This is a genomic window from Moraxella lacunata (assembly GCF_002027545.1).
In the GTDB taxonomy this organism is placed as follows: Bacteria; Pseudomonadota; Gammaproteobacteria; order Pseudomonadales; family Moraxellaceae; genus Moraxella; species Moraxella lacunata.
This window is the reverse complement of sequence record NZ_MXAN01000015.1, coordinates 25,957-38,848: the sequence shown is the minus strand read 5'-3', so window position 1 is coordinate 38,848 and position 12,892 is coordinate 25,957. Positions and strand designations below refer to the sequence as shown.

Here is a 12,892-nt window from a genome sequence, read left to right as displayed (position 1 = left end):
GCTTCAACAATCAGCCAATCCGTCGTGCCAAACCTGTGATTTGTAAAATCCGTGTGGCAATCTCTTCAACGCTCATCTCGGAGACATTGAGATTGGGGATTTTTTGGGCGGTGTAGATGGCTTGAATGGCACGTTGTTCTTCTTGGCATTGGGCAAGGGAGGCATAGCGAGAACCTGCTTTTCGCTCTTGGCGGATACGCACCAGTCGTTCGGTGTCAATGGTTAGACCAAAGAGTTTGTGGCGATAGGGCTGTAATACTTTGGGTAGATTGCTACTGTCTAGGTCATCTTCGGTCAAAGGATAGTTGGCGGCACGAATGCCAAACTGTAAGGCAAGATATAGGCTTGTGGGCGTTTTGCCTGAGCGTGATAAGCCAACTAGGATGATGTCTGCTCCGTCGTAGTGATTGGTTCTCGCCCCGTCGTCATTATCCAAGGCAAAATGCACGGCGTCAATCCTTGCCTTATAATCATCGCTGTCCACTTGTCCGTGTGCCATGCCTGCATGGGGGTCGGGGGTCTCACCGATTTCATTGGCAATGCGGGTAATCAGCCCTTCATAGATGTCAAGGTTGGTGGCGTCCGCCCCGTTGATGATGGTGCGAATCTCATCACTAACGATGGTATCAAACACCAAGGGTTTGAGCCCTGATAAGCGATGAGTTTCATTAATACGTTTGACCGCCTCATGAGCCAACTCAGGGGTGTCCACATAGGGGATGATTTTGACGTCAAATTTGACATTGCCAAACTGGCTCAGCAATGACCGCCCAAGTGTCTCGGCGGTGATGGCGGTGCCGTCAGAGATAAAAAAAGCACTGCGAAGTAGCTCGGGGGCTTTAAACTGCTTGGCTTGCCGAGCCTGCTGGTCTTGTTGGCTGGGTGTGGGGGTGTGAACGTACATGGCTATCCTTTGTATCCTATGCCATACATGAGTAAACTTAAATGAGAGTATAGCACAAAAACAGGGGATTTTGTAGGAAAAATTATCAACTGTGGCATGACAAAAAGAAACGGGATAAGTGAATGACAATAATTAAAACAGCATGAAAAGCGGATAAAATCCCATTGTGCATTTGTGGTAATTTTGTTAAAATGAACGACCTTTTTGTCAATATAAAAAGTGCAGTCTGATAAAAGGGCGGCACTAACCATAATGACAACAATCACATCTTTGGGTAGGGCGTATTCATGGTTTCTCAGATGGTTTATGGCTAAGGAATGCAATGTTTTCATTTTTATCGATAGAATTTGCGTTATTGTTCATGGTGTTTTTTGCGCTTTATTGGGCATTTAAAAAAAGACCAGACATTCAAAATATGCTGTTGCTCATTATCAGCTATGCCATTATTTATTTAATGGCAGGCTTGATGGCAGTTGGCATGCTGTTTATTTTTAGTATTGTCATTTATTTCATTGCTCAGCAAATCATCATCAGTCGCCACAAAAAAGCATGGATGGCGATGGGTGTTATCATCACTTTGATAAATTTATCGGTGTTTAAATATTATGAATTTTTCCGTGCTAATGTTAGCCGTGCCTTAGAGATATGGCAATTAGATAATACGGGACTCATGGCAAATATTATTTTTCCATTGGGCATTTCTTATTATTCATTTCAAGCCATTAGTTATTTGGTAACGCTTTACCGACAAAGCGTGGCTTATGAGCAAAATGAACAAAGCGAGCAAGAAAAACAAGATAAAAATAATGAAAGTCCGATTTCTTATTTGTCTTTTTGGCAAGCATTAACGCATTTTTCATTTTTTGCCACTATTTCGGCAGGTCCGATTACCCGTGTTAATGGCACCAAGGGGCTAAATGATATTACGGGTAAGCCTTGCGGGATGTATGAGCAATTAAATGAACCTGCCCCACGCCAATTATTATACCCAAAAATCGCCTTTGCCTTAATCGTGCTTGCTCTTGCCAAAAAATGGTGGTTGGCAGGGTATTTGGCGGATAATTGGGTCAATCCCGTCTTTGCCAATCCCACAGGCTTTCATAGCTTGGAAGTATTGACCGCCATTTATGGTTATACCTTACAATTATTTCTGGATTTTTCAGGATATAGCGAGATGATGGTGGCATTTGGGTTATTGCTTGGTTTTCGCTTACCCATGAATTTTAATGCTCCTTTATTGGCTCATAATATTAGAGATTTTTGGGACAGATGGCATATTAGTTTATCGACATGGATACGAGATTATATTTATATTTCCTTAGGCGGTAGCAGAAAGGGCTTTTGGTTTACTCAGCTTAATCTTATTATTGCGATGGTGTTATCAGGGATTTGGCATGGCTCAACCTTTAATTTTTTCTTTTGGGGATTATTACACGCCTTAGCCATTGCTTTATTAAATACAGGCGATTTGGCGTGCCAAAAAATAAGCGGTCATGCCAAAGGACGTAATTTTTTGGCAAATACAGGCATCATTGGTAAAACGCTGGGCGTATTAATCACTGTGCATTTTGTGGTATTTGCTTTTGTCTTTTTTAGGGCGACCACATTAGATGAAGCGTTATTGATTTTTAATGCCTTATTTTTTAATCATATTAATGTAGCATGGACAAATAACCCGCTTTATCTATTGGCGATTTTGGCATTGGCATGGCTGATTTATCCATTATTTCATCGTCATCAAACACAAATCGGTCGGCTAATTCATAAAATGCCAAGCGTGATTTTTTATGTGTTGTGCTTTATGGCATTTATGGCGGTGGTGATTTTGGCTCCGTCTGGCATTCCTGGTTTTATTTATGCAAATTTCTAAAAGACAAGATAAAGGATATTATCATGAGCGAACATAAACAAGATGAGATTAATCATATTAACAAGGCTGATATTGACAGTCAAGATAATGTCAATCAAGCAAATATTCATCGAAAAGACATTAATAAAGAAAAAATTAACAAAGAAAACATTGATACAGAAAATACAGATAAAGAAATCATTCATCAAGACGATGGTAATGATTGGGATAATGAAGTCATTATCCTAGATGATAATTTTAAACAATCCTTTATTACCACGCTCATGTTTTTGGTATTATCTACTGTCATGAGTATTTGGATAATGCAAAAATCAATCAATGCCTATTATCTACAAACTTATCATCAGCCCAGCCCATTAAATCTAATTAATAGTCCGTTATGGCAAAAAGGGGGTGATATTGGCGATGGATTGTATGCTTTTCATGATAATATCGCCAATAATATCGGCAATATGAATAAAACCATGATTGATGAGTTTAATACCAATCACGCCTATACCCCTGCTTATAAAGCCCAAATGGCAGAAAAAGCACACCAAGAGCAATTACGCCAAGAGCAATTACGCCAAGAGCAATTACGCCAAGAGCAATTACGCCAAGAGCAAGAAAGACAATTAAAAGCCCAAGCCCTAAAAAAAAATCAAGCCCAAAATGAATTAGAACAATCCTTAACATTAAATAAAAGCCAAAAAGTATTTTTTGCTGGCGATTCGATGATGCAGGGCATTGCCCCACATATGCAAAAGTATTTACAAGGCTTAGGCGTGGATTCGGTTAATCTTAGCAAACAAAGTACTGGCTTGGCATATCCTAAATTCTTTGATTGGAATAGCACCATTAAAAATACTTTGCAATCAGATAATAGTATTAAAGTACTCATCGTCATGCTGGGGGCAAATGACCCTTGGGATATGCCAGATAAACAGGGAAAATACCTAAAATTTAATAGCGAAGAATGGATAGCAGAATATCAGGCACGCATGAAAGACATATTGGATTTTGCCAAAGAAAGACAGGTGGGCGTGATTTGGGTAACACCGCCAAACATGAAAAAAAATAAATTAAATGAACAAATGGTTCAGCTTAATGATGTGATGATGAATGAATTGGCTCGTCATAATGTCAAAGTGATTGATGCACGTCCTATCATGGGTGGGCGTAACAATGTTTACAATGATTATCTTGAAAAAGATGGCAAAAACATTAAAATGCGTAGCGGTGATGGTATTCATTTTTCTGGCGATGGTCAGCGGATTCTTGCCAAAGAAGTGCAATCTTATTTAATCATTGAGTGATGAATTTTATTTGATAACTAAAAAGAGTATTCATGAATTTAACAAAACTTAGCTTTAAGCCTGCCTTATTAGTGATGGCGTGCGTGTCGGTATCGGCTCATGCCAATTTAACCAACTTTGGCGAACCCAATACCAATGCCCTAGCCCAAGCCATGACAAACCACTCGGTGCATATCGTCCAACTGGGCGATAGCCATACCGCCGGCGACACCATGACGGACGCTCTAAGAAATAGCTTGCAGGGCGTGATGGGCGATGGTGGCATGGGCTGGGCGATGCCAATGTATTTTAGCGGTCAGCGTATGGCACGGTTTAGCTATGATAATGTCGATTTTTCACCGATTTCTAGCCGTACCAATCAAAGTGAGTATTATACGCTGGGCGGACTGATTGCCAGACCCAAGGTTAATGGGGCAAGCCTGACCCTAAAACCCAAAAAAGGGGCAGAACCTGCTCAGCGTATTTGGGTGAGTATTCGTCAGCAACCGACAGACGGCAGATTTACAGGGGTGGACGCTTATGGCAAGCGGTTTGTGCTAGAAACGGCACGCAAGGACGGCACATGGCAGATGGTGAGTGTGAACGTGAATTTGCCGTTTACCATTTATAATGACAACGCCACAGGCTCGGCGATTGGTGGTTGGTGGGCGTTCAACCCCAGTGGGCGTGGGGCGGTGGTGTCGGCACTGGGTATCAATGGGGCGGAGCTGTCGCATTGGGGTAGATGGAGTGCACAGGCGTGGCAAAATGAGCTTGCGACCATTCGCCCCACACTCATCGTGCTCGCCTATGGCACCAATGAAGCGTATAATGGTGTGTCAGGCGAGAGCGTGCGTGCAACCTTGACCGAAAAAATCCGCCAAATCCGTGCCGTCAGTCCACGTTCGGCAGTCATGGTACTCGGCTCGCCCGAAGCTCTAAAAAGCACAGACGGTAGTTGTGGTACACGCCCTGCCACGCTCACGGACGTGCAGACCGCCCAACGGCAAGTCGCCCAAGCCGAACGCACGCTATATTGGGATTGGCAAGGGGCGATGGGTGGCTCTTGCTCGATGAAATCATGGATAAATCGTGGGCTTGCCAGTAAAGATGGCGTGCATTTTAGTCAGTCAGGCTACACTCGTCTGGGTAATGAGTTGGCAAATGAGCTGTTGGCATTACAAACACAAGCCCCCACGCAGTATCCGAATGCCACTTATCCCAACACTGCTCCGACATACAGCCCCAATGATGTGCCGAGTATCAACTCAGGGCAGGGTGGTCAAGGGCGTGGGTTTATCCGCATTGAACGGGCTAATTAGTCTTTATTAAAAGGTTAAAATAGGTGTATTTAGATAATAAATACACCTATTTTTATAAAAAATAACATTGAGTATTGGCAAATTTATCGTTATAATTTGACAAATTTTTATAGATTAAAAGGTGTTCTTATGGCACAAGTTATCCCCTTTAACAAACTTGGTAAAGACGATGTTGAGATTGTCGGTGGTAAAAATGCGTCTTTGGGCGAGATGATTAGCAATCTTGCCAATGTTGGCGTATCTGTGCCAAACGGCTTTGCTACGACCGCAGATGCGTTTAACCGCTTTTTGAACGAAACGGGCTTACTTGACAAAATCAATGCCGAGCTAAAAGGCTTGGACGTTGATGATGTTGAAAAACTTGCCGAAGTGGGGGCAAGAGTGCGTGGTTGGGTCATCGCCCAAGAATTGCCAAAAGACCTAGAAGACGAGATTCGCACGGCATTTGATACACTAACAGGCGGTCAAGATGTGGCGGTGGCGGTGCGTTCATCAGCGACTGCCGAAGATTTGCCTGATGCGTCTTTTGCAGGTCAGCAAGAGACATTCCTTAACATTCGTGGCATTGGCAACGTACTGATTGCCATCAAAGAAGTGTTTGCCAGTCTTTACAACGACCGTGCGATTGCCTACCGTGTCCACAAAGGCTTTGAACACGCAGGCGTGGCGTTGTCGGCAGGCGTTCAGCGTATGGTACGCTCGGAGACGGGTACATCTGGGGTGATGTTCACGATTGATACCGAAAGCGGATTTAATGACGTGGTATTTATCACGGCAAGCTATGGCTTGGGCGAAATGGTGGTGCAAGGGGCGGTAAACCCTGATGAGTTTTATCTCTCCAAAAAACTTCTTGCCGAAAATCGCCCTGCGGTGGTTCGCCGTAATCTTGGCTCAAAACACATCAAAATGGTCTATGGCGATGAAGGTACAACCAAACGCTCAACCAAAATCGTGGACGTAGAAAAAGCCGACCGTCAGCAGTTCGCCCTAAATACCGATGAGCTAACCCGCCTTGCCAAACAGGCTCTTATCATTGAAAAACACTACGGTTGTCCTATGGACATCGAGTGGGCAAAAGACGGCGATACGGGTGAATTGTTTATCGTGCAAGCTCGCCCCGAGACCGTAAAATCTCGCCAAGACAAAACCAACATGGAGCGTTATGTCATCAACTCAAAAGGAGCGAAAGTGCTGTGCGAAGGGCGTTCTATTGGTCAGCGTGTCGGTGCAGGCAAGGTGCGTATCGTAACCAATTTGAACGAGATGAGCAAAGTTCAAGACGGCGATGTGCTGGTGTCTGATATGACCGACCCCGATTGGGAACCTGTGATGAAGCGTGCCAGTGCGATTATTACCAACCGTGGCGGACGTACCTGCCATGCGGCGATTATCGCTCGTGAGCTTGGCGTCCCTGCCATTGTCGGCTGTGGCAATGCCACCGAGCTTTTAACAGACGGACAAGCGGTAACGGTATCATGTGCCGAGGGCGATACAGGCTTTATTTATGACGGCATTTTGGACTTTGAAGTCCAAAAAAATTCTCTCGCCAGTATGCCTGAGCTTGGCTTGAAGGTTATGATGAACGTGGGTAACCCCGACCGTGCCTTTGACTTTGCCCAAATCCCGAACGAAGGCGTGGGCTTGGCTCGCTTGGAATTTATCATCAACCGCATGATTGGCGTACACCCCAAGGCTCTTTTGAACGTGGATACCTTGTCCCAAGAGACCCAAGCCCAAGTGTTTGAGCGTATCGCAGGGTACAACTCGCCTGTGGAGTTTTATATCAACAAACTCATCGAAGGCATCTCAACGCTTGCCGTGGCGTTTAAAGACAAGCCTGTCATCGTGCGTATGAGCGATTTTAAATCCAACGAATACGCCAACCTTATCGGTGGTAAGCTGTACGAACCGCACGAAGAAAACCCAATGCTTGGTTTCCGTGGGACGAGCCGTTATATCTCGGACAATTTCCGTGATTGCTTTGAGCTTGAATGCCGTGCCTTAAAATACGTCCGTGATGATATGGGGCTGACCAACGTAAAAATCATGATTCCGTTTGTGCGTACCACAGGCGAAGCTAAGCAAGTGATTGAATTACTTGAAAAAAATGGGCTAAAACGTGGCGAGAATTCTCTTGAAATCATCATGATGTGTGAATTGCCAACCAATGCCTTGCTTGCTGATGAGTTCTTGGCTTACTTTGACGGTTTTTCAATCGGCTCAAATGACCTAACTCAGCTTACGCTAGGGCTTGACCGTGATAGTGGCATTGTGTCGCACCTGTTTGATGAGCGAGACCCCGCGGTCAAAAAACTGCTTGGCATGGCGATTGAGGCGTGCCGTAAACAGGGTAAATATGTCGGCATTTGCGGTCAAGGGCCGTCCGACCACCCAGACCTTGCCAAATGGCTCATGGAGCAGGGTATCAGCTCGGTATCGCTAAACCCTGATACGGTGCTGGATACTTGGTTGTTTTTGGCGGATAAATAATGGCTATAAGACTGGGCTGTAAAAAGCTCAGTCTTTAAAATATTTTTAAAATTTTTATAAAAACCCCTTGACGAAATTTTAAAATAAGCTATAATACGCACCCATAGCAAACAAGCTAACCACTCATGCCAGTGTGGTGAAATTGGTAGACACGACGGATTCAAAATCCGTTGCCTAATAAGCGTGTCGGTTCGAGTCCGACCACTGGTACCAACTACAAACCCTTGAAAAATCAAGGGTTTTTATTTTTTTAAAATAACACCCCCAATCCCTTATCTGCCCGTCATTTATCATTTATCAACAAAAATCTTAACAACTTAAAACCATAACCGTTTTTTATCCTGTCTAATTGTGTTAAAATAAGTCATTTACCATACCTAAAAGTGATGACCGATGACACAGACAACACAAACACCAAAACAAGCACTCACCTTTCAACAAATCATCCTAACCCTACAAAACTACTGGGCATCTCGTGGCTGTGTGGTCTTGCAACCTTATGACATGGAAATGGGGGCGGGGACGTTTCACACCGCCACTTTTTTGCGTGCTTTAACGCCTGAAAAATGGAATGCTGCCTATGTTCAGCCGTCTCGTCGCCCAACCGATGGGCGTTATGGTGATAATCCTAACCGCTTGCAACACTATTACCAATTTCAAGTGGTCTTAAAGCCAAATCCTGCCAACATTCAAGAGCTGTATTTGGGTTCTTTGCAGGCCTTGGGTATTGATACACTAACCCATGACGTGCGTTTTGTGGAAGACAATTGGGAGAGTCCAACGCTTGGGGCGTGGGGGCTTGGCTGGGAGGTGTGGCTAAACGGCATGGAAGTTACCCAGTTTACCTATTTTCAGCAGGTGGGTGGGATTGAGTGTTTCCCTGTAACGGGCGAGATTACTTATGGCTTGGAACGCCTTGCCATGTACATTCAGGGTGTGGACAGCGTCTATGACCTTGTGTGGACGGACGGCGAGTTTGGGCGTGTAACTTATGGCGATGTGTTTCATCAAAATGAGGTGGAGCAATCTACCTATAATTTTGAACATGCAGATATTAGCAAACTTTTTGAATTATTTGACTTTTATGAGCATGAAGCCGACCGCTTGGTGGGTGTAAATCTGCCATTGCCTGCCTATGAGATGGTACTAAAAGCCAGCCATACTTTTAATCTATTGGACGCTCGTGGGGCAATTAGCGTTACCGAACGCCAACGCTTTATCCTACGTGTGCGGACTTTGGCAAGAAAAGTGGCAGAAAGTTATACGGTAGCACGATCCAAATTGGGCTTTCCACTTGCTGATGAAGCACATAAAAAAGAAGCATTGGAGAAGTGGTTGCCGAAAAATGACTAAAACAAAATTATATATAATGCAGGACTTGTATGCAATCATTTGTGGATTGATACTTGCTACTGTCATTAAGGTATTTAAAGACTATGGCGATATTAGTCAATTCGTGATATATTCCATTGTGGCAACAATTCTAATTGTGGGCTATCCATTTTTCACATTTGGCATTTTTTTAAAATCTTGGGGTAGTAGTATAGAATGCACCTTAAAAGATATGTATTGGATTGCAAAACACACACCAACAAATATTGCATTGCCCGATTTCTTGATAAAATGTTCAATTTTATTAACCTTAATTGCAATCGCATTTTCGGCTTGTTGGGCATTTATGCCAAATAATAAAATTGCACTAATGACAGTTACTATTGTTGTCTTGATGTTGCAAAGTAGATTTTCAAACATTTTTGATAAATGGGTAAAATTACTATCTGACAACTTTCATATAGGATTGTTTGAGCGTAATAAACATAAGATTGTAAAATATTTTTCAAATTATATGACCAAAAATTCTTTGAATATGTTTTTGCAATTTTATGAATATTTACCCACGCATTTAAGAAAAAAGTATCCAAATATTGATGATATTGCTTTAATTGCAGGAATATCGGCATTATCAGGAAGTTGTTATCAGTATTTTGAGATTAACAAAGGCTCTTTTTCGACCATTACAGCACCTAATGGGGATAGATTGTATGATTATGATAATCCAGTAGAGCTATTTCCATCGTATCTTTCAGGAAACCTTATACCAATTAGAGACCATTCATCAAGAGATAAGCTGGAAACAGTCTTTGCTCTGTTGGAAATCAATCGTAAAATTAAAAATTCTATTGGTACGGAATTTTTTGGCATACCAACTTTAATGCGTCATTCAAATGGTCAGCCACATCCATCAAAGGTAGCAAAAGAAAATTTGGATTATTGTCAATCATTAATAAAAGGTGATAATAAAAATATATCGCAAGCCTTGATGATGTGTGCTTATTTGGTAAATCATAAAAATGTAATTTATAACAAGCCTTATTTGCCAGCAGATGATTTTGAAAAATTGGTTTTGGAAAGTGCCATTCCAGCATCAAAAATTGATTTTGAACAATTAAACACCAAGCAATTTTAATGAGGTTAAAAAATGAGTACCGCATCCTTTGATAAACAATTTATTGTGCGTGATGAAAAGGCGATTGAGCAATTTTTATATGATTTGGAAAATGCCAAACCTGTGCAAATCAAATCGCCCAAAAAAGAACAACCAAGCGTTGATGAATTTTTGGAAATTTTACAAAAACGCTGGGATAAAAAATGAGAATTTATCCATTATTGGATTTTTTGGATAATGATAAAAAAGAGCAATCCATTCAGCGATTGATAAATGAGTTTGATTGTCCAAAAAATCTTGATGTTGAGCGGTTTTTAAAAAATAAAGCCATTGACTTTGAACGCACACACAATGCCAGAACTTATTTAATTGCTTCCGAAAATGGCGAACTTTTGGCGTATTTTTCATTGTCTTTTAAAGATGTGAATATTGATAATGACAAATTAAGTAAAAGTGTTGTCAAAAAATTAGATGGCTTTAATAAAAATGCCAAAACCATACGAGCATTCTTAATTGGACAAATCGGCAAAAATGCCAATGTAGAAAATAACCCAATTATCTTGCAGGATATTTTTGATAGAATTTTTGAAATATTATTGTCCGCCCGTCAAATCATTGGCGGCCGTGCCGTTATTTTAGAATGCGGGCCCATTGATAAACTGCTTGATTTGTATGAATGTTACGACTTTAAACAATTAGCCGTTGTCAATGATGATGAAATGCTAACCCTATATCGGGTTTTGTAATGTAAATTTTTAAATAAAAAGGTCAAACAATGAACACAATCCTATTTGAACTTGGCTGTGAAGAACTACCGCCAAGACTCTCAAAATTTTTTTTAAATAGTTAAGAAATTCAGCAATTAAAAGCAATATGAAGTGCAATATGAGTGAAATCAATCAATTTTTAAATGATGATTGGGAGTATGAATTGCCAGCAAGAGTGGTTGGTTTTTCTCGTGCTGGTAGTGCTTTGGTTAGACTATTTTTAGATAGCATTGTTGCCATTAATGACAGTATGGCAGATGAAAAAGACATTAATTTATTTATTGGAAAAGTTCAGAATTTAAACAAGGGTGATTGTGTAATCATTAAGATGAGAAAGTCTGTCATTAATTACATCCTATTAAATGGTAGATTGGATGGTAGTAATTCTGCTAATTTTATAAGAAAAGTCGATAGCAAAAAAGAATATCAAAAATTATTAAAATTTAGCATTATACAAGAAATTGATCGAGATATTAATGCAAGAAGAGATGGTTTAAAAAGATTGGCTGAAGATTTTAATGCAATATTGGAAAATATTAATATACTAAAAGAAATTAAAGATTTAGAGCAAGCCAACGAATCATTAAAACAAGAAAAAGATAAGTTATTATCTTTTAAACAAGAAAATCAATGGTTGGAAAAAATTAAACCTTATGTTGTCAGTAATAAAAATAATATTAGTGATAATGGTAATAATGTTGATAAAATTATTACCAAAACTCAATCAAAGCCATTATTTAATAAAATTACCAAACTCCTAAAAGATAGATTCAACCTATCCGATGATTTTATCTATTGTTATTTATTATCTTTATTTACCAGCCTAACACAAGGACGATTTTTATTATTAACAGGGCATATTGGCACAGGTAAATCCAGCATCATCAAAGAAACAGGAAAACTGCTTGGTGGGCAAACCAATATGGTTGCCGTTCGCCCTGCTTGGCTTGATGCGTCCGATTTATTGGGTTATTTTGACCCTATTAATAATCGTTATCACAGTACTGATTTTGTTAGATTTATCAAGCAAGAAAATAATGACCATATCAATATGATATTGCTTGATGAATTAAATATCGCTCGTATTGAGAATTATGGAGCAGATATTTTGGCTTGTTTTGCAGAAATTGGCGAAAGAAACCAAGAACAAAACAAAATTCATCTATTTAATCAAGATTTGCAAGAACTGATTCATACTTATCAATTATTTGAAGAGTTAAATGATATACAAAAACAAAAATATCAGCATATCCTAGACAGAATTAAACAATCATCAAGCATTGCTATTCCCGATAATGTCTTAATTTGTGGTACGCTTAATATCGATGGTTCAACCGAAAATCTATCACCAAAAATGATAGACCGCTCATTTATGTTAAAATTTCCTGATTTTGATGGGCAACTTGGGGAAATAAAAGAAATCACAGAACAAGTGCCTTTATTGATTTCTCAAATGATTGATTCAGTAAGAAAAATAGATACAATCTCAGTTCAGCAATGGAATGATTTTTATGACAAAAATATCAAAAGCATTAAAGACAGCTTAATTCCAATCAGCAATCGTGTCGCCAAAGATTATTTGGTATTTTGTCAATTTGCAGAGTTTTTTGGTATTGATGATGAACACAAAATCAATGCGTTATTTTTTTATGCACGCATTTTACCAAGATTGCGTATTGAACGACTTGATGATAAGAACAAAGGCGTATTAAATTCATTTAAAAATAATGAATTGTTCGCTTCATTTGATAGGGAAATCAATAGTGGTAATAATGGCAACTTTATTGACTATCAACATATTTGTGGTTAATTAGGATAA

At 40.3% G+C, this 12,892-nt stretch carries 10 protein-coding genes and 1 tRNA gene; 10 read left to right on the top strand and 1 reads right to left on the bottom strand.

Annotated features, from left to right (window positions below):
• Window positions 1-10: 10 nt before the first annotated feature.
• On the bottom strand, window positions 11-904 hold the full coding sequence (gene ppsR, locus B5J94_RS03245; RefSeq protein WP_079363928.1) for a posphoenolpyruvate synthetase regulatory kinase/phosphorylase PpsR: 894 nt from the start codon (window positions 902-904) through the stop codon (window positions 11-13).
• A 322-nt stretch (window positions 905-1,226) separates the two neighbouring features.
• Between ppsR and B5J94_RS03235 the strand changes: the two genes are divergently transcribed.
• From B5J94_RS03235 to B5J94_RS03195, 10 genes are all read left to right on the top strand, one after another.
• Window positions 1,227-2,774: an MBOAT family O-acyltransferase gene (locus B5J94_RS03235; protein ID WP_079363927.1), complete on the top strand. Its 1,548-nt coding sequence runs from the start codon at window positions 1,227-1,229 to the stop codon at window positions 2,772-2,774.
• Between the two features lie 23 nt (window positions 2,775-2,797).
• A complete protein-coding gene (locus B5J94_RS03230) occupies window positions 2,798-4,069 on the top strand; it encodes an SGNH/GDSL hydrolase family protein (protein WP_062498327.1) in 1,272 nt (423 codons plus the stop codon).
• Window positions 4,070-4,101: 32 nt separating this feature from the next.
• On the top strand, window positions 4,102-5,370 hold the full coding sequence (locus B5J94_RS03225) for a GDSL-type esterase/lipase family protein (RefSeq protein WP_062498326.1): 1,269 nt from the start codon (window positions 4,102-4,104) through the stop codon (window positions 5,368-5,370).
• A 129-nt stretch (window positions 5,371-5,499) separates the two neighbouring features.
• Entirely contained in the window at window positions 5,500-7,860 is a 2,361-nt protein-coding gene (ppsA, locus tag B5J94_RS03220) for a phosphoenolpyruvate synthase (protein WP_062498325.1), read from the top strand.
• 127 nt (window positions 7,861-7,987) lie between these two features.
• Window positions 7,988-8,073, top strand: a tRNA-Leu gene (locus tag B5J94_RS03215).
• A gap of 180 nt (window positions 8,074-8,253) precedes the next feature.
• Window positions 8,254-9,213 (top strand): glycine--tRNA ligase subunit alpha, encoded by a 960-nt coding sequence (gene glyQ, locus B5J94_RS03210; RefSeq protein ID WP_062498324.1) that lies wholly within the window; start codon window positions 8,254-8,256, stop codon window positions 9,211-9,213.
• Entirely contained in the window at window positions 9,206-10,327 is a 1,122-nt protein-coding gene (locus B5J94_RS03205; protein WP_062498323.1) for a hypothetical protein, read from the top strand. Before glyQ ends, B5J94_RS03205 begins: the two co-directional genes overlap by 8 nt.
• A 12-nt stretch (window positions 10,328-10,339) precedes the next feature.
• Window positions 10,340-10,513 carry a hypothetical protein gene (locus tag B5J94_RS14040; RefSeq protein ID WP_156471029.1) on the top strand — a complete coding sequence of 58 codons (174 nt, stop codon included), beginning with the start codon at window positions 10,340-10,342 and terminating at the stop codon, window positions 10,511-10,513.
• A complete protein-coding gene (locus tag B5J94_RS03200) occupies window positions 10,510-11,052 on the top strand; it encodes a hypothetical protein (protein WP_062498322.1) in 543 nt (180 codons plus the stop codon). Before B5J94_RS14040 ends, B5J94_RS03200 begins: the two co-directional genes overlap by 4 nt.
• A gap of 139 nt (window positions 11,053-11,191) precedes the next feature.
• On the top strand, window positions 11,192-12,883 hold the full coding sequence (locus B5J94_RS03195) for an ATP-binding protein (protein ID WP_062498321.1): 1,692 nt from the start codon (window positions 11,192-11,194) through the stop codon (window positions 12,881-12,883).
• Window positions 12,884-12,892: the final 9 nt, after the last annotated feature.

Excerpts from the sequence above, each read along its gene's own strand:
- ppsR (WP_079363928.1), bottom strand. The coding sequence starts at position 904 with ATGTACGTTCACACCCCCACACCCAGCCAACAAGACCAGCAGGCTCGG.
- B5J94_RS03235 (WP_079363927.1), top strand. The coding sequence starts at position 1,227 with ATGTTTTCATTTTTATCGATAGAATTTGCGTTATTGTTCATGGTGTTT.
- B5J94_RS03230 (WP_062498327.1), top strand. The coding sequence starts at position 2,798 with ATGAGCGAACATAAACAAGATGAGATTAATCATATTAACAAGGCTGAT.
- B5J94_RS03225 (WP_062498326.1), top strand. The coding sequence starts at position 4,102 with ATGAATTTAACAAAACTTAGCTTTAAGCCTGCCTTATTAGTGATGGCG.
- ppsA (WP_062498325.1), top strand. The coding sequence starts at position 5,500 with ATGGCACAAGTTATCCCCTTTAACAAACTTGGTAAAGACGATGTTGAG.
- glyQ (WP_062498324.1), top strand. The coding sequence starts at position 8,254 with ATGACACAGACAACACAAACACCAAAACAAGCACTCACCTTTCAACAA.
- B5J94_RS03205 (WP_062498323.1), top strand. The coding sequence starts at position 9,206 with ATGACTAAAACAAAATTATATATAATGCAGGACTTGTATGCAATCATT.
- B5J94_RS14040 (WP_156471029.1), top strand. The coding sequence starts at position 10,340 with ATGAGTACCGCATCCTTTGATAAACAATTTATTGTGCGTGATGAAAAG.
- B5J94_RS03200 (WP_062498322.1), top strand. The coding sequence starts at position 10,510 with ATGAGAATTTATCCATTATTGGATTTTTTGGATAATGATAAAAAAGAG.
- B5J94_RS03195 (WP_062498321.1), top strand. The coding sequence starts at position 11,192 with ATGAGTGAAATCAATCAATTTTTAAATGATGATTGGGAGTATGAATTG.